This is a genomic window from Martelella alba (assembly GCF_005217455.1).
Classification (GTDB): Bacteria; Pseudomonadota; Gammaproteobacteria; order Enterobacterales; family Enterobacteriaceae; genus Acerihabitans.
The window spans coordinates 100,814-118,168 of sequence record NZ_SZPQ01000004.1; the positions used below are offsets into that span (position 1 = coordinate 100,814).

Sequence of the window (17,355 nt, forward strand, 5' to 3'; positions counted from 1 at the left end):
AATTCTAGTGCGATAAGTAATGAGCAAAGGCCTCGGTTTGTGGTTGGGCGAATCGTCTGGCGTCGCCCTGCTCCACAATTCGGCCATTTTCCATGTAGACGATGCGGCTGGCGGTTTTGCGCGCGACCTCGACTTCATGCGTGACAATCACCTGGGTGATGCCCGTTTGCGCCAGCTCACGGATGATACTGACGATTTGGGCGGTGATTTCCGGGTCCAGCGCCGCCGTGGGTTCATCGAACAGCAGAACCTGCGGTTCCATCATCAGCGCGCGGGCAATGGCCACCCGTTGCTGCTGGCCGCCGGACAAATGCAAGGGAAAACGGTTACTGAAATCGGTCAGGCGCAACCGCTCCAAGAGCTTATCGGCCCGCTCGTTGGCTTGCGACTTGCCAAGTCCCAGCACCCGGCATGGTGCTTCAATAAGATTCTGCCGCACGGTCAAATGCGGCCACAGATGATATTGCTGGAAAACCATACCGACGTTTTGCCGCAGTTCGCGAATGGCTTTTTCCCCCGGCGCCTGCTGAAAATCAAATTGCTTGCCGGCGATGGACAACTGGCCGGCACGCGGCGTTTCCAGCAAATTCAACACCCTGAGCAGTGAACTTTTGCCCGCGCCGCTGGGGCCCAGCAGCACCAGTGTTTCTCCGGCAGGACAATCCAGAGTGATATCAAACAGGGCCTGATAGGCGCCATAAAAACAGTCGATGCGGTTAAGCTGAATACTCATGCGATGAAACTGAATAGCCATTGAGGCGGCAGATGTTAACGTCCACCGGCGACGGATGCAATCTATCAAGATCAAAATTTACATTTAGTGTGTTAATTATATCGTAAGCAGCACGAAACGTCTTTATGGCGGGGATCTACCTTCGTGTTATGCTTTATAAACCGTCATTATCACCTTATGCATGCTGGCTTGCGCCCCGGGCATTTTCCCGCGGCGAGGCCTGTGCCAGATACCCCGGCGCCGGTTCTTCCCCTGTGGGCAAGATGCCGGGCCTGGGCAAGGCGTTTTCTGCCGGCTTGCCCGCGATGGCCGGCTGCCGGCATCCTCCGCCGACGGCGTCATCGACTAGCGTTCCGCCAGGCTCTGGCGCAGCGTACCGGCCGGCCAGGGGGACATCGGGCCGAGATAGCGCACATCATCAATGGCCCAGCAATGACCCTCGCGGATCATCAGAACCTCATCCCGCCACCGGACGGGGGCGCTGTCCCCGCGCTGACGCGACATGGCCACCCGCAGCGGTATATTTCTGGCATCGGTATTCAGAATCCGTGAAGCGTCGTATACTTCGGCCGACGTCGGGCCGGCGGTATTACTGCTAAACAGATCCCCTGCCGGCAATTTCGCCGCCGTGGCCGGGTGTTGCAGACGCTCTGCCAGGATTCGGTACAAGCCGTCGCTCAAGTAGGGGCGGTACCGTGCGAGTTGCGTGCTGTCCGGACGGCCCCGCAACGGCTGTTGCATACGGAGATCGTAAAATTGCTGCGCCACCTTATCAGGGCCGCCTTCGGCGCACGGGCCGTTGCGGGTGCCGATATCCTTGAATGCCGGCTCAACCTGGGTACAGGCGCTGACGATCAACGCCAAGGGCAGCAATACGCATAATTTTCTGTTCATTTTTAACCTTGCATGGAATGGGAACGGGAAAGCGGGATGCATTAAGTATAATGAAAAAACAGGCGTTTGTGGCGCAATGGGCGCCGGCGAAGGATGCGCGATGCCCCAAGGCAAGGGCGGTCCAGGCGAGGCGGCGCGGATATCCGCCAGAGGGGTGACGGCAGATTGTACAATGGAATAGGCGCCGGGCTTGTCCGGCTATTGGTCCCAGGCGGCTATTGGCGGTTTGTGCTACTCTGTCTGTGCTGTGCCGGCTGCCAGTCCGATACGCAACAGGCAATCGCGTATCGGCTGGACGACAGTTACCGGGCCGCCGGCGTGGACGAACGTATCCATTTCCTGGTACTGCATTATACCGCGGAGGATTTTGACGGTTCACTCGCCACGCTGACCGCCGGCGGCGTCAGCGCCCATTATCTGGTGCCTCTCGCCAACGGTTCTGACCATCGGGTTCCCCGGGTGTACCGTTTGGTGGACGAATCTCGCCGCGCCTGGCATGCCGGAGAGAGTGGCTGGCGGGGGCGTAGCCGCCTTAATGACACGTCTATCGGCATCGAAATCGAAAATGCCGGTTATCGCCGGGGATTGACCGGCTTTCGGGCCGCGCCTTATCCGCCTGAACAGATTGCCGTGGTCATCGCCTTATGCCGGGACATTATCAACCGCTATCATATCGCCCCCTATAACGTGGTCGGCCATAGCGACATCGCCTGGCGTCGCAAACAGGATCCCGGACCGCTGTTCCCCTGGCGGCAGTTGGCGGAAGCGGGCGTCGGTGTCTGGCCGAAACGGCAGCGGGTAATTTATTATCTGGCAGGCAGGGCGCCGCACGCGGCGGTGCCCATGGCCGGTATTCTCGAGCGCATGGCCCGTTATGGGTATGATGTAACGCCGGGTATGTCGGAGGCCCTGCAACAGCGGGCGGTGGCGGCGTTCCAGATGCATTTCCGTCCCGGCGATTTCCGCGGCCGGCCGGACGCGGAAACCGAGGCGATACTTGATGCGCTACTGGAAGTAGCCCCTGCTGACGGTGGCGGCGGTTAATTCGTCGTGGTGTTGCAGAAACTCACGCCAGACCCCGACCACTTTTTCCAGATCCGCGCGGCTGATATTCAAATGCGTCACCAGACGGGTCACGGTGCCGGCGGTGATTTTGATATCGTGCCGTTTCATCCAGGGACCCAGTTTGGCCGCCAGTTCCGCCGGCTGGCGGATAAACAGCATATTGGTCTGGGCGCCGGGCGCCATGATTTCCACCCCCAGGGCGGCAAGCTGTTGTTCCAGCCAGCGCGCGTTGTCGTGATCCTCGCGCAGGCGCTGGACATTATGGGACAGGGCATAACGGCCGGCCGCCGCCAGTATGCCGGCTTGGCGCATACCGCCGCCGACCATTTTCCGCCAACGTTTCGCCTGCCGTATATACGCCTCGTCGCCGCACAGCAATGAGCCCACTGGCGCGCCAAGTCCTTTGGACAGGCAAATGGTCAGCGTATCGCAATAGCGGGCAATATCGATTAGCGGCACATCAAGGGCGACCGCGGCATTGAAAATCCGCGCTCCGTCGATATGCAACCCCAAGCCGTGGTCGCGGCTAAACTGCCACGCCCGTTGCAGATATTCCAACGGCAGAACTTTGCCGTTATGCGTGTTTTCCAGGCACAACAGCCGGGTCCGGGCGAAATGAAAGTCATCGGGCTTGATGGCGGCGGCCACTTTATCCAGCGGCAGCGTACCGTCGGCGTCGGCTTCCAGGGGTTGCGGCTGAATGCTGCCCAGCACCGCCGCGCCGCCGGCTTCGAATCGGTAGTTGTGCGCCTGCTGACCGACAATATATTCCTCGCCCCGCTGACAATGGCTGAGCAATGCCACCAAATTGGCTTGAGTGCCGCTGGGAAAGAAAAGTCCCGCCTCTTTACCGCTCAGCCGCGCGCCGTCGGCTTCCAGCGCCGCTACGGTAGGGTCGTCGCCGTAGACATCGTCACCCACATCGGCCTCGGCCATCCGCCGGCGCATCTCGTCGCCGGGCAGGGTGACCGTATCACTGCGTAAATCGATCATGCTTGCTCCGCTAATCTTTTGAATACGGCCGCATTCGGCGCCGGCGGATCCGAGCCGTTCATCGCCGTTTCGGACCCCCGGCGCCAAATATCAACGCAGCCAGTTGGTTTTCGCCAATTCCACTATTTCATCACCGCGGCCGTTGATAATAGCGCGCAACATGTAAAGACTGAATCCTTTCGCCTGCTCAAACTTAATCTGCGGCGGCATCGCCAGCTCTTCTTTGGCGGTCACCACATCCACCACCACCGGCCCCTCGGTGGCAAACGCCTCTTCCAGCGCGGAATCGAGGTCGGCAGATTTTTCCACCCGAATACCTTTGATCCCGGCCGCCTGGGCGATGGCGGCGAAATTCGGGTTATGCAGCTCGGTACCGTCGGTAAGGTAGCCGCCGGCTTTCATTTCCATAGCGACAAAACCTAATACACTGTTGTTGAAGATAACAATTTTTACCGGCAGCCTCATTTGCACCAGAGAAAGAAAATCCCCCATCAGCATGACGAAACCGCCGTCGCCGCACATCGCCACCACCTGACGATCGGGATAGGCGGATTGCGCGCCGAGCGCCTGCGGCATGGCATTGGCCATGGAACCATGATTGAACGAGCCCAGTAGACGGCGCTTGCCGTTCATGGTCAGGTAGCGGGCGGCCCAAACGGTGGGCGTACCCACATCGCAGGTGAAGATGGCATCCGGCGCCGCCAGTCGGCTAACTTGCTGCGCCACATACTGCGGGTGTATAGGCTTGTTGCCGCTCGGTTTGGCCAGCGTATCAAGATCCTCGCGGGTTTGGCGGTAATGCTCCAACGCCGCGTCAAGATGACTGCGGTCAAGTTTTTCCTTAAGTCGCGGCAACAATTCCGTCAGCGTCGATTTGATATCCCCCATCAGGGCCATATTCACCGGACAATGAGCGCCCAGGCTGGATGAATCGATGTCCAACTGAACGATGGTGGCCTCAGTGGGATAAAAGGCCCGATAAGGAAAGCGCGTGCCGAGCAAAACCAGGGTATCGGCGTTCATCATGGCCTGATATCCGGACGAAAAGCCGATAAGTCCGGTCATGCCGACGTCATAGGGATTATCCCATTCCAGCCATTCTTTTCCGCGCAGGGCATGTACCACCGGCGCCTTGAGCAATCCGGCCAACTGGACGACTTCATCATGAGCCAAGGCGCAACCACTGCCGCATAACAGCGTGATGTTTTCCGCATGATTAAGCAGATTGGCCAGCTTTTCCAGTTCATCGTGCGGTGGCACCGCCAACGGCAGTCGGGGCGTGTGCCATACCGGCTTGCCTTCTATTGGCGCGGCCTTCAGCGCAACATCGCCAGGCAGGACGATGACGGACACGCCGCGATCCAGGATAGCCTTGCGCATGGCTATTCCCAGTACTTGCGGTAATTGTTCCGGATTGGACACCAGCTCGCAATAATGACTGCATTCCCGGAACAGTTCTTCGGGATGGGTTTCCTGGAAATAACCGCTGCCGATTTCACTGGAAGGAATATGGGCGGCGATGGCCAATACCGGCACCCGGTTGCGATGACAATCATAAAGACCGTTAATCAGATGCAGATTGCCTGGTCCGCACGAACCGGCGCACACCGCCAATTGGCCGGTAAGATGGGCTTCGGCGCCGGCGGCGAAGGCCGCCACTTCTTCATGGCGTGTTCCCATCCATTTTATGGTGCCCATGCGGTTCAGGCTGTCGCTCAAGCCGTTAAGCGAATCGCCCGTCACGCCCCAGATTCGTTTAACGCCGGCTTGCTCCAGCGTATTGGCAATCATTGATGCAACGGTTTGTTTCATAGCTTACCCCTTGGTGGAGTGACACCTCATACGGAGTCAAAAATTTATGCCAAACAAGCTTAGTCTTTTTAGACCAGGAATGGCAGCACCGGAGGGGATGAATCCGATAAAGGCGGCGCGTTTAAGCGGTGAAGAGGGCGATTAGCACCGGGGCCAGCAGACTGAGCAAAAAACCGTGGACGATGGCGGCGGGCACCACGTCCAGTCCGCCGCTGCGTTGCAGTACCGGCAGGGTAAAATCCATTGAAGTGGCGCCGCATAATCCCAGCGCTGTGACACGACTGCGCCGCATCAAGCTTGGGATCAGCATGATGGCCAGCAGTTCGCGGGTCAAGTCGTTGAAAAACGCCGCGCTGCCCACCACCGGACCGAACGCGTCGCTCATCAAAATACCCGACAGGGAGTACCAGCCGAAAGCCGAAGACAGCGCCAGACCCGTGCGCAGCGGCAATCCCATCACGGCGGCGGCCAACACGCCGCCGGCCAGCGAACTCAACACCACCGCCAGGGCGATGGAGGCGCCGCGCCGGTTCACCAAGATCTGGCGCAACGTCATGCCGCTGTTGCGTAACTGAATACCCACCAGCATCAGCAGTAGGAGCAGGGCGAATTCGCTGGCCTTTGAGGCAATGGTCAACCAGTGCCATTGACTAAGACCGATCAAAAATCCGGCCGCCACCACCAGGCATAATTTCAGCGAATCAAGCGCCATGCGCCAGCGCGAGGCAGGGCGCCGGAGCGCCAAACCGTCGGCGCGCCAGGGCGCGCGCTTCTCCAACTGCCACAAGACGACGGCGTTGCATGCCAGAATACAACTTGCGCTGCACCCGGCATACCAGGCTATCAGCATTAAGTTGGCGGCCAGATTATCAAGAAAGGCCAGGCTTATTCCCATGAAAAACAAAATGACGTAGACCATGCCGCTCAGGACGCGATCCACGAGGCGAACCAGGTAAGAAGGCAGGCAAGGCAATAGGTAGCCCGCAATCAGCGGGAGAAGAATGATCAACAGGCCGGAATACATAACGGGGGTCACATCCTTTTGCGCGGCGGGCGAAGTGCCGCATTAAACTAACCAAAACCTCCGGCGCTGTAAAGTCGCGCCGCGCGATATCGCCGTAGGGGGAATGTTGCGCGGCGGGGATTGTCTAAAGCGGGTTGAAATGGGCGTTGATCTGATCCGCGATGCTATCGAGCATGGCGTAGCGACGCCGATATTCAGCGCGTTTTTTGCTGGGCAGGCAATCGAAGGACTTTCGGGCGATGCGAAGCGGCAGTCTGAAGTAACCCCGTTCCTGTGGCAATCCGCGCATGGACAGCCAGAACCGGTCATAATCCGCGTGCAAAAAACGTTTGCTCCGATAAAAATAGCGCCATTCCCGGTACATATGTGTCCGGTTGCCGACCGCCAGTATCTGTTTGACGCCGAGAGCCTCCGCCAGCGCGGCGACGCCCTCCAATACCAGGCGTTTGGGGAACAAGCCGTGACAATCCTTGGTGGCCGAATGGATTGCATCGTGGGGCAATTGCCGGTGAGCGCCCTGCAAGCCGCCGATAAACAGGGTCGCGCCTTGTTCCGGCATGATGGCGAAGGTGATTTCCGCCAGCATGACATTTTGTTCATCGGCAAAGACCAGGGTGGCCTCGCCTTCGCGGTTCAATTGATCCAGCGAGCACAAGCGCAGCGTGAATCGCCGCTCGTTTTTAGCGTCAAGCACCGCCAGCAGCGCCCCGTCACGGCAGTAATGCCTGTCGAGCAAACCGACGGGCAGATGCTGATAAAGGTAGCTATAATGGTATTGTAGAGCGGCCAGACGCTGGCCTTGGGTCATGTTGGCGGCCAGGTAGGGGCGATGCAGCTTGCAGGGTAGACCGGGCTGGGCGGCCATCAACCGGTCGCTCAGCGGATGGCGGGCCAGCTGTTCCAGCCAGGGACCGGAATAGCGCAGGGTGGAAAGATGGCGCAGCATGAATTTGCAGCGATAGTAGCGGCGGCGCCAGGCCGGACCAGGTATTCGGCGGCCCAGGAACAGTTCTGTCGCAAGTTGCCGTCCGGATTCCGCCACGGCGGCGTTTTCCCGTCGGGAAATGAATTGGCTCATGGTGATACGCCCTGGAACAGTGCAAGTAAAAGCATCATTCCAGCAAAGCGTGTCTCAACCAGGGTGAAACCCGACGGTAAAGATGGCGCTCATACCTCGTTTGTTTATTTGATATTGAGATTATGACCCATCCGGTACCGGATCCCGCCGGGTGTTCGCCCCGGCGATCCGGGGGCGGTGATAGTGGCGACGGGCGGGCAAACAGACTGTTTACTGCAGGTATAATTATGCTTGCGTCTTAAATTAAAAATGTTATACCTTGAGTAAGCGGGGACAGATGGTACAAGGCATAAAAATGCCAGCGATAGCCACTGGCATTTAACCAATATCATTATGCATTAATCGCGAGGCGTGTTATTCAGTGACAGTCTCGGTTTCGACAGGTACGATCAGACTCGCATGATTCCCTTTGGGACCTTGATGAACATCGAATCTGACAACTTGTCCGGCTTTGAGTGTTCGATAACCGTCCATCTGGATTGTTGAGTAATGCGCAAAGATATCCTCGCCGCCGCTTTCAGGACAGATAAACCCAAAACCTTTGGCGTTATTGAACCATTTAACTTTACCCGTCTCCATGTTTCTACATCCCTCGCAACCGAATCTTGAAGTGTGATGAGGATTGTTGACGTTGTAAGCCCGTTCCATCAAAACCACGGCCGCTTACGCAAGTACACTCTAGAGGATAGGAACAATAGGTCAAGAGGATGCGGGGACAGTTGGCCGACGACATTGCCAAAGTTTGAAGCAGATAACGCTATTGACACTTTTTTGACAAAAACGCAATACGAAAGCTGCGATCGGAATCCTATTATAGAGATAGGCAGCAGCAGGAAGCATCACCGCTATCGGGATGATAGACTGGCGATCATGAGGGGGTTGTGGCGATAAGATACCCGCTTGCCGCAACGTTCATTCAGGTATTGAAAGATGTTCCGACGGAAAGACGATGGGCAAGACAAGTGACAGACCGGGTGAACAGCATCTTGCTGAAGACCTGGTGAAAGATGCGGTAGTGCCCCCATCAATGTATAAAGTGATACTTATCAATGACGATTACACACCGATGGAATTTGTTATTGACGTACTTCAAAAGTTCTTTTCTTATGATGTTGAACGTGCAACGCAACTGATGCTGACAGTGCATTATCAGGGAAAGGCCACTTGTGGGGTCTTTACCGCTGAGGTCGCTGAAACCAAGGTGGCGCATGTCAACCGTTATGCCCGGGAAAATGAGCATCCGTTGCTTTGTACGCTGGAAAAGGCCTGAAAAGGCGATATATTTGGGGGGAGGTGCCAATGCTCAATCAAGAACTGGAACTCAGTTTAAACATGGCTTTCGCCAGAGCGCGCGAGCACCGGCATGAATTTATGACCGTGGAACATCTGTTGCTGGCTTTGCTCAGCAATCCTTCCGCGCGCGAGGCCCTGGAGGCGTGTACGGTCGATTTGACCGCGCTTCGCCAGGAATTGGAGGCGTTCATCGAACAGACCACGCCGACCTTGCCGGCCAGCGATGAAGAGCGGGACACCCAGCCCACGCTCAGCTTCCAGCGGGTGTTGCAACGCGCGGTATTCCACGTCCAGTCCTCCGGGCGCAGCGAAGTCTCCGGCGCCAATGTTTTGGTCGCGATTTTCAGCGAGCAGGAATCCCAGGCCGCCTATCTGTTGCGCAAGCACGATGTCAGCCGCCTGGATGTGGTGAATTTCATCTCCCACGGCACGCGCAAAGACGAATCACAGGCACCCGGTCCTGAGAATCCGGTCAATGAAGAGCAGGCAGGCGGGGAGGATCGTATGGAAAACTTCACTACCAATCTCAACCAGCTCGCCCGGGTGGGGAGCATCGATCCTCTGATTGGCCGGGACCGCGAATTGGAACGCGCGATTCAGGTTCTTTGCCGCCGCCGCAAGAACAATCCGCTGCTGGTGGGCGAATCCGGCGTGGGTAAAACCGCCATCGCCGAAGGCCTGGCCTGGCGTATCGTCCAGGGGGATGTGCCCGAAGTCATCGCCGATTGCACCCTCTACTCGTTGGATATCGGCTCTCTGTTGGCCGGCACCAAGTACCGCGGCGATTTCGAGAAGCGCTTCAAAGGCCTGCTCAAGCAACTGGAATCGGATCAGAACAGTATTCTTTTTATCGACGAAATTCATACGATCATCGGCGCCGGCGCTGCTTCCGGCGGGCAAGTGGATGCCGCCAACCTGATAAAGCCCCTGTTGTCCAGCGGGAAAATCCGGGTGATTGGCTCCACCACCTACCAGGAATTCAGCAATATCTTCGAAAAAGATCGGGCGTTGGCGCGCCGTTTCCAGAAGATCGATATTACCGAGCCGTCGGTGGAAGAAACCGTGCAGATCCTAAATGGGCTGAAAACCAAATACGAAGCCCATCACGACGTGCGTTATACCGCCAAGGCGGTTCGCGCGGCGGTGGAACTGGCGGTGAAATATATCAATGATCGGCATCTGCCCGACAAAGCCATCGACGTTATCGATGAGGCGGGCGCGCGCAGCCGGCTGTTGCCGGTGAGCAAACGCAAGAAAACCGTTAATGTGTCCGATATCGAGTCAGTGGTGGCGCGCATCGCCCGCATCCCGGAAAAGACCGTGTCCGCCAGTGATAGGGACGTGCTGCGCAACCTGGGCGATCGGTTGAAGTTGTTGGTGTTTGGTCAGGACAAAGCCATTGAATCGCTGACCGAAGCCATTAAAATGAGCCGCGCCGGACTGGGGCAGGAACATAAACCGGTGGGATCGTTCCTGTTCGCCGGGCCCACCGGGGTGGGTAAAACCGAGGTAACGGTCCAACTGGCGAAAGCGTTGGATATCGAGCTTTTGCGCTTCGACATGTCGGAATACATGGAACGGCATACGGTCAGTCGCTTGATCGGCGCGCCTCCGGGATATGTGGGCTACGATCAGGGCGGTTTGCTGACCGACGCGGTGCTCAAGCATCCCCATGCGGTGTTGCTGCTTGATGAGATCGAAAAGGCGCACCCGGATGTCTTCAACCTATTGTTGCAAGTAATGGACAATGGCACCTTGACCGACAATAACGGGCGTAAGGCCGATTTCCGCAATGTCATTCTGGTGATGACAACCAATGCCGGCGTGCAGGAAACTCAGCGCCAGAGCATCGGGATGATTCAGCAGGATAACAGCAGCGATGCGATGGGCGAGATCAAGAAAATCTTTACGCCCGAGTTCCGCAATCGGTTGGATAACATCATCTGGTTCAATCACTTGTCTCCGGGAATTATTCAGCAGGTGGTGGATAAATTCATTGTGGAACTGCAAGCCCAGCTTGACGCCAAGGGGGTATCGTTGGAAGTCAGCGACGAGGCCCGCGACTGGTTGGCGGTCAAGGGTTACGACAAGGCCATGGGCGCCCGCCCGATGGCTCGCGTGATGCAGGAAAATCTGAAAAAACCGTTGGCCAATGAATTGTTGTTCGGTACCCTGGTGGATGGCGGTTCGGTAAAAGTTAAACTGGATAAAGATAATAAAAAGTTGACTTATCACTTCCTTAGCGCGCAAAAGCGCAAAGCGGAGGGCGCGGTTCATTGATTGGCCTAACGCAATAAGCGAAGGCGCAACACAAAAGCGATGCTTGAGCATCGCTTTTTTTTTGAGGGGTAAATGGGTGCCGAATTGGCGAAAGGCGCGCCGACCCATGGCGGCGGGGCTGATATCCGTCGCCCCACAGACAAGCTATAGGCGGGCCGGACTTTACTGGGTATCTCGCGTCTTGCCGTGGAGAAGAAAGGGTGTGACGCTTATCAGCGGCTACGGAAGACAATGCGGCCTTTGGTCAGGTCGTACGGTGTCAGCTCAACAGTGACTTTGTCGCCCGTCAGGATGCGGATGTAGTTTTTACGCATTTTACCGGAGATATGTGCCGTGACCACATGTCCGTTTTCCAGTTCCACACGAAACATGGTATTCGGCAGTGTGTCCAGTACCGTGCCTTGCATTTCAATATTGTCTTCTTTGGCCATCGAATCCTCTAGGTTTGAAAACCATCATTTTTAACCGGCAAGATAATGCCGAAAAACCCTCGGTATGTAAAGAAGTGATGAAGGACAACACGTCATCCGCCGGAAGACGTGCCGTTGTTCAACATGGCGGTAGAGAGAGTTTGCGGTTGCCAGCAATGGGGCGTTAGCGTTAATGATTGTAACTGACTCAGTTGGGCAAGATAGTCGCGCCGGGGAATTTCCCGCGCGCCTAACGAGGCCGTATGTGAGTTCAATACCTGACAGTCTATCAGTTTTCCACCTTGTTGGCTAAAAAACCGGCAAAAGGCCAACAGCGCGATTTTTGAGGCGTTATCCCGCCGGCTGAACATGGATTCGCCGCAAAACAGCGCGCCCAAAGCCACGCCATACATGCCGCCCACCAGCGCATCGCCTTCCCAGACTTCGATGGAATGGGCCTGGCCAAGCTGATGAAGGCGTTGATAAGCCATTTCGATTTCCGGACCGATCCAGGTTCCCTCCATGCCCCGCTCGGCGCAGGACGCGACGACCCTGTCAAAAGCCTGATTCAGGGTAATGCGAAAGGTAATGCGGGATAATGCGCGTTTAAGACTGCGGCTGACGTGGAATTCATCCGGGAACAACACGGCGCGGGGATCCGGCGACCACCAGAGGATCACGTCGCCCGGAGAATACCAGGGAAAGATCCCCTGTTGATAGGCGAGCAAAAGGCGTTCGGGGGATAAATCGCCGCCGAAAGCCAGCAAACCGTTAGGTTCATGCAGCGCGGCCGTCGGCGGGGGAAATTGCAATGAATTGGGTGACAGCCGATATAATCGCATAAAACGTCTCGTTATTTTCCCCTTTACCGACATGCGGCCGAGCGGGTTCACTCTTGCCTGACACCGTCTCCGGTATCTCCGTGCCTAATGATGATACTGGAAATAACGGCCTTTTTTCGCCATCAAATCGTCATGCGCGCCTTGTTCTTCGATTCTACCGTCGTTCATGACATAAATCCGATCCATCCGTTCCAATCCCTGCAAGCGATGTGTAATCATCACCACAGTCTTGTCATGGCCGATGTCATGCAACAACGCCAGAATATGCCGTTCGGTTCCGGCGTCAAGTCCTTCGGTCGGTTCGTCCAGCAACAGCAGCGGCGCATCGTGAAGCAGGGCGCGGGCAATGCCGAGCCGGCGTTGTTCGCCGCCGGATAACGGTCGTCCGCCCTCGCCGAGCCACTGACCCAATCCTTCCCGCTCCAACAACCGCGTCAGCCCGGTGCGTTCCAGCACGGCGGACAGCAGGGCATCGTCCGCTGCCGGCGCGCCAAGCGTCAGGTTGTCCCGCAAGGTGGCGCTGAAAATATGCACCCGCTGCGGAACGACGCTCATCATGGCGCGCAGCGCCGGTTCGCTCCAGGCGGTCAATGCTTCTCCGTTCAGCCGAATATGGCCGCCGTCGGGATCCCAGGCGCGGGTCAGTAGTTGCAGCAAGGTGGATTTACCGCTGCCGGTGTGCCCGAGGATCGCCACGTGCTCGCCCGGGCGTACGCGCAGCGAAACACCATTGAGAGCAGCTTGCGGCTGGTCTGGATAACTGAAGCGAATGTTATCCGCCGTCAAGTCCGCGCCGTCGCTTACCGCCGGGCCCGCGGGCGGGAAAGTCACCGCCGGCCGGCGACTGATGATATCCGTGAGACGGCCGGCGGAAGCCATAACCTGACCGAGATGCTGGAAAGCGCCGGCGACCGGTCCGAGAGCCTCGAACGCCGCCAGCGGGGTAAACACCAGCAATGTCGTCAGCGCGCCGGGATGGCCGTGGCCGCCGATACCCCCGGCGGCCAGCCAGAGCAGCAGCGTGACGGTCAGCCCGCTAATCAGGGTCAGCGACGCTTGAGCGCGCGCGGCGATATCGGCTTGCTGTTGCTGCCGTCGCTGCCATTGTCGCTCGGTATTGTCCAATTGCTCCCGGAAGCGATTGGCGGCGCCATAGACGGTTAGCTCGGCGTGGCCTTGCAACCAGGCTATCGCCTGCGACCTGTAAGCGGCGCGCAGGCGGGTCAAATCCTGGCCGACGGGTTTGCCGGCGCGGTAAAACAGCGGCGGAAACAGCAGCAATATCGCCAGCATGATAGCGCCCAGCGTCAATGCCAGCGGAATGTCCAGCCAGCACAAGCCGAGAGTGACCGTCAGAATGACCACCAAAGCGCTCAGGAGGGGCGAGAGAACACGCAAGTACAGATGGTCGAGGGTATCTACGTCGGCCACCAGCCGATTGAGCAGCTCGCCTTGGCGAAGGCCGGCGACAACGCCGGGTGAAAGCGGCAGAATTCGACTAAAGACATGGATGCGCAGATGCGCAAGCACCCGGAAGGTGGCGTCATGGCTAACCACGCGTTCCGCCCAGCGTCCCGCCGTGCGGCTTATCGCCGCGCCGCGCACGCCGGCGGCGGGCAACATGTAGTTGAAACTGTATAGCCCGGCCGCGCCGGCCAGCGCAGAGGCGGCCAGAAACCAGCCGGACAAGCTTAATAAACCGATACTGGCCAGCAAGGTCGCCACGGCCAGCAGCATGCCCAGGATGATACGTCCGCCGTGTCGGCGATAAAGGGCCAGGTAGGGCAGTAATATCCGCATATCAGCAATCTCCCCGGCGATGGGCCAGCAGATCGGCGAAGGGGCCGGGCGTCGTCGCCAAATGCGCGTAAGGACCTTGTTGCACGATTCGGCCATCCCCCATCACCCAGACATCGTCGTATCCCCCCAGATCCGACAACTGATGTGTAACCAGAATTGTCGTCTGGCGGCGGGAAGCCTCATCCAGCGCCCGCATCACCAGTTGTTCACTGCGGGCGTCCAGGCTGGCGGTTGGCTCGTCGAGCAACAATAGCGAAGGCGTGGGCAGCATGGCTCGGGCCAGGGCGATCCGCTGGGCCTGGCCCACGGACAGCCGCGCGGCGTTTTCGCCCAGCGCGCAATCCATCCCGTCGGGCAGCGTCGAGAGGAACTCCCGCACATAGGCGCGATCAACGGCCTGATCCAGTTCTTCCCCGGTGGCGTCCGGCTTGCCCAGCAGGATATTCTCGCGCACGCTGTCGGCCGGCAGAAAAGGATTTTGTCCCACCCAACTTAGGTGGCGGTACCAATGATCCGGCGCGATGTCGCGTAATTCGCAGCCATTGAGGCGTAACGAGCCTTCATAGGGCAAAAACCCCAGCAGTACGTTTATCAGCGAGCTCTTGCCGGCGCCGCTGGCGCCGACGATCGCCGCCCGCCGTCCCGCCGCCAGGGTAAAATCCAGCGGGCCGGCCAGGTGGACGCCATTCGGCGCCAGGACGACCAGTCGTTCGGCTTCAAGGGCGACAGGACACAGCGCGGGCATCAGTGTACCCGCGCCTTGCCGGCTGGGCGCGGCTTCCAGAAAGGAGGCCAGCGATTCGGCCGCGCCGACCGCCTGGGCTTTGGCATGATAGTAAGTTCCCAGATCCCGCAACGGTTGAAAAAATTCGGGCGCCAGAATCAGGGTCAGGAAACCGGCGAACAGTGTGACGCCGGCGCCGTAGCTACCGAAATGCAACTCGCCCAAATAGGAAAATCCGAAATACACCGCCACTACGGCGATGGATATGGACGCGAAAAATTCCAGCACGCCGGAAGAAAGAAAGGCCAGGCGCAAGACTTCCATCGTGCGCAGACGGAACTCTTCGCTGGCGCGTTTGATCAGGTTGATCTCCGCTTCGGCCCGGTGAAAGAGGCGCAGGGTATCCAGTCCGCGCAGACGATCGAGAAAATAGCCGCTCAATCGGGATAACGCCAGAAAATTCCGACGATTGGCGTCGGCGGCGCCCATGCCCACCAGCGCCATAAACAACGGAATCAACGGTGCGGTGCAAAATAAAATCAGGCCGGCCGCCCAGTTAACGGGAAAAACGGTGATCAGTATCATCAGCGGCACCAGGCCGGCCAGATACATCTGCGGCAGATAGCGGGCATAATAGTCTTGGATATCCTCGATCTGCTCTAACAGCAGGGTGCTCCAACTGCCCGCGGGCCGGCCTTGTATCCAGGCCGGCCCCAACCGGCGCAATTGATCCAGTACCTGCCGGCGGATTTCGCGGCGCAGGATTCTGCCGGCGATAAACCCTACCCGCTCGCGCGCCAATCCTGCCGCCGCGCGCAGAAAAAACAGCCCCGCCAGCGCGATAAATTCGATCGAAAGCGTGTGGCGCGGGGCGTGAGCGATAATCAGTCCTTGTAAAAGGGCGGCAAGCAGCCAGGCCTGAGCGACGATAATCGTTGCGCTCAGCAAACCCAGCAGCAACGAAAGACGCAGCCAGCGTTTGACCAGCGCGCTTTGCGATTTGAGCCAGCGGACCAGTACGTTATGTCGGGTTTTATTCATGAGGAAATCGTTTAAGTTACCGTGATTGGGAAAACGGACTTTCGGTGTCGGGGCGCGATGACCCGTTATACGTCCTGTCACTATGCCGCGTCGACATCTTACCTTGTCGATGAAGCGGTGGAAATCGCTGGAAATGAATTAAAACCCATGGAGGGCCATGAAAAAAAGCGGCCGCGAACGGCCGCCCGACTTTTCAGGGCCTGGCGATTGCCCCCGCCCGGGGTAAGCTAGGCCGATTTCTCCCATCAGAGGATATTGGCCGCGGCCAGGCCGTCCAGATAGCGTTCGGCGTCCAGCGCCGCCATGCAGCCCGTGCCGGCGGAGGTAATGGCTTGACGGTATACGTGGTCCATAACGTCGCCGGCGGCGAATACGCCCGGAATGCTGGTCTGGGTCGCGTTGCCGCTGATGCCGGATTGCACGCGGATATAGCCGTTTTCCAACGCCAGCTGATCGCCGAAAATGGCCGTATTGGGGCTATGACCGATGGCGATGAAAACGCCGGCCACCGCTAAATCAGTGGCTTGTCCATTCACGGCGTGCTTGAGGCGCACGCCAGTCACGCCGCTCTCGTCGCCAAGCACTTCCTCCAGCGTTCGATCGGTATGCAAAACAATGTTGCCATGCTCCACTTTATCCTTCAGCCTATCAATAAGGATTTTTTCGGCGCGGAAACTGCCGCGCCGGTGGATGAGGTGGACCTCGGCGGCGATGTTCGCCAGATAAAGCGCTTCCTCCACGGCGGTATTGCCGCCGCCTACCACCGCGACCTTTTGGTTGCGGTAGAAAAAACCGTCGCAAGTGGCGCAGGCCGAAACCCCCTTGCCTTTGTAGACTTCTTCGGAAGGTAGCCCCAGGTAGCGCGCGGAGGCGCCGGTGGCGATGATAAGCGCGTCGCAGGTGTAGACGCCGTTATCCCCGGTCAGGCGGAAAGGCCGTTCTTTGAGCTGAACGTCGGTAATATGGTCAAAAACGATCTCGGTGTTGAATTTGGCCGCATGGGCGTACATCCGTTCCATTAGCAGCGGACCGGTCAGTCCCTCCGGATCGCCGGGCCAGTTTTCCACCTCAGTGGTGGTGGTCAATTGACCGCCTTGCTCCATACCGGTGATAAGAACCGGGCTGAGATTGGCGCGCGCGGCATATACCGCCGCGGTATAGCCCGCCGGACCCGACCCCAGGATAAGTAACTTCGTATGCTTCACCGTTGACATGGTTTCCTCGTTTAGGTCGCACTGATGTATCGCAGATTGTAAGAAAATTACCAGAGCATGGAAAGGATGCAAAAAGCCATTAGCGATTTCTCTTATCGCCGTACGCTATGGATCAGGGGATGATTTCCCCGGCGAGCGCGGACGGACGCCGA

General features: G+C 58.1%; 15 protein-coding genes. 3 read left to right on the forward strand and 12 right to left on the reverse strand.

Features of this window, described 5'->3' with window-relative positions; all coding sequences use genetic code 11:
* Window positions 1-4: 4 nt before the first annotated feature.
* Complete coding sequence (gene artP, locus FCN80_RS06130) at window positions 5-754, reverse strand: arginine ABC transporter ATP-binding protein ArtP (RefSeq protein ID WP_373880322.1); 750 nt, start codon at window positions 752-754, stop codon at window positions 5-7.
* Between the two features lie 324 nt (window positions 755-1,078).
* Window positions 1,079-1,627: a lipoprotein gene (locus FCN80_RS06135; protein ID WP_136989071.1), complete on the reverse strand. Its 549-nt coding sequence runs from the start codon at window positions 1,625-1,627 to the stop codon at window positions 1,079-1,081.
* Window positions 1,628-1,792: 165 nt separating this feature from the next.
* Here FCN80_RS06135 and FCN80_RS06140 point away from each other — a divergent pair, with 165 nt between their 5' ends.
* Window positions 1,793-2,671, forward strand: a complete 879-nt coding sequence (locus FCN80_RS06140; protein WP_230492520.1) for an N-acetylmuramoyl-L-alanine amidase — start codon at window positions 1,793-1,795, stop codon at window positions 2,669-2,671.
* Here FCN80_RS06140 and ltaE read toward each other — a convergent pair.
* From ltaE to cspD, 5 genes are all read right to left on the reverse strand, one after another.
* Window positions 2,633-3,685, reverse strand: a complete 1,053-nt coding sequence (gene ltaE, locus FCN80_RS06145; RefSeq protein ID WP_136989075.1) for a low-specificity L-threonine aldolase — start codon at window positions 3,683-3,685, stop codon at window positions 2,633-2,635. The two genes, FCN80_RS06140 and ltaE, sit on opposite strands and share 39 nt — an antisense overlap.
* Window positions 3,686-3,775: 90 nt before the next feature.
* Window positions 3,776-5,497: a ubiquinone-dependent pyruvate dehydrogenase gene (gene poxB / locus FCN80_RS06150; RefSeq protein ID WP_136989077.1), complete on the reverse strand. Its 1,722-nt coding sequence runs from the start codon at window positions 5,495-5,497 to the stop codon at window positions 3,776-3,778.
* A gap of 121 nt (window positions 5,498-5,618) precedes the next feature.
* Window positions 5,619-6,521, reverse strand: coding sequence for a LysO family transporter (locus FCN80_RS06155; protein ID WP_136989078.1), 903 nt, complete (start codon window positions 6,519-6,521; stop codon window positions 5,619-5,621).
* 124 nt (window positions 6,522-6,645) lie between these two features.
* On the reverse strand, window positions 6,646-7,599 hold the full coding sequence (locus FCN80_RS06160; protein WP_136989080.1) for a VirK/YbjX family protein: 954 nt from the start codon (window positions 7,597-7,599) through the stop codon (window positions 6,646-6,648).
* Window positions 7,600-7,953: 354 nt separating this feature from the next.
* Window positions 7,954-8,178 (reverse strand): cold shock-like protein CspD, encoded by a 225-nt coding sequence (cspD, locus tag FCN80_RS06165; RefSeq protein ID WP_136989082.1) that lies wholly within the window; start codon window positions 8,176-8,178, stop codon window positions 7,954-7,956.
* Between the two features lie 370 nt (window positions 8,179-8,548).
* On the opposite strand from cspD, the gene clpS reads away from it, so the two are divergent.
* Together clpS and clpA are read left to right on the forward strand one after the other, a co-directional pair.
* On the forward strand, window positions 8,549-8,869 hold the full coding sequence (clpS, locus tag FCN80_RS06170) for an ATP-dependent Clp protease adapter ClpS (RefSeq protein ID WP_136989084.1): 321 nt from the start codon (window positions 8,549-8,551) through the stop codon (window positions 8,867-8,869).
* Between the two features lie 29 nt (window positions 8,870-8,898).
* Window positions 8,899-11,172, forward strand: coding sequence for an ATP-dependent Clp protease ATP-binding subunit ClpA (gene clpA, locus FCN80_RS06175; RefSeq protein ID WP_136989085.1), 2,274 nt, complete (start codon window positions 8,899-8,901; stop codon window positions 11,170-11,172).
* 212 nt (window positions 11,173-11,384) lie between these two features.
* Here clpA and infA read toward each other — a convergent pair whose 3' ends face one another.
* The 5 genes from infA to trxB all read right to left on the reverse strand — a co-directional run bounded on the left by infA (window position 11,385) and on the right by trxB (window position 17,203).
* Window positions 11,385-11,603 (reverse strand): translation initiation factor IF-1, encoded by a 219-nt coding sequence (infA, locus tag FCN80_RS06180; RefSeq protein ID WP_028684310.1) that lies wholly within the window; start codon window positions 11,601-11,603, stop codon window positions 11,385-11,387.
* 92 nt (window positions 11,604-11,695) lie between these two features.
* The gene (gene aat / locus FCN80_RS06185; protein ID WP_136989087.1) at window positions 11,696-12,424 is read right to left on the reverse strand and encodes a leucyl/phenylalanyl-tRNA--protein transferase; all 729 of its coding nucleotides are present in this window, start codon (window positions 12,422-12,424) and stop codon (window positions 11,696-11,698) included.
* Between the two features lie 84 nt (window positions 12,425-12,508).
* The gene (cydC, locus tag FCN80_RS06190; RefSeq protein WP_136989089.1) at window positions 12,509-14,224 is read right to left on the reverse strand and encodes a heme ABC transporter ATP-binding protein/permease CydC; all 1,716 of its coding nucleotides are present in this window, start codon (window positions 14,222-14,224) and stop codon (window positions 12,509-12,511) included.
* A 1-nt stretch (window position 14,225) separates the two neighbouring features.
* Window positions 14,226-15,989: a heme ABC transporter permease/ATP-binding protein CydD gene (gene cydD / locus FCN80_RS06195; RefSeq protein ID WP_136989090.1), complete on the reverse strand. Its 1,764-nt coding sequence runs from the start codon at window positions 15,987-15,989 to the stop codon at window positions 14,226-14,228.
* A gap of 245 nt (window positions 15,990-16,234) precedes the next feature.
* Window positions 16,235-17,203 (reverse strand): thioredoxin-disulfide reductase, encoded by a 969-nt coding sequence (gene trxB / locus FCN80_RS06200; RefSeq protein WP_136989092.1) that lies wholly within the window; start codon window positions 17,201-17,203, stop codon window positions 16,235-16,237.
* Between the last annotated feature and the right edge of the window lie 152 nt (window positions 17,204-17,355).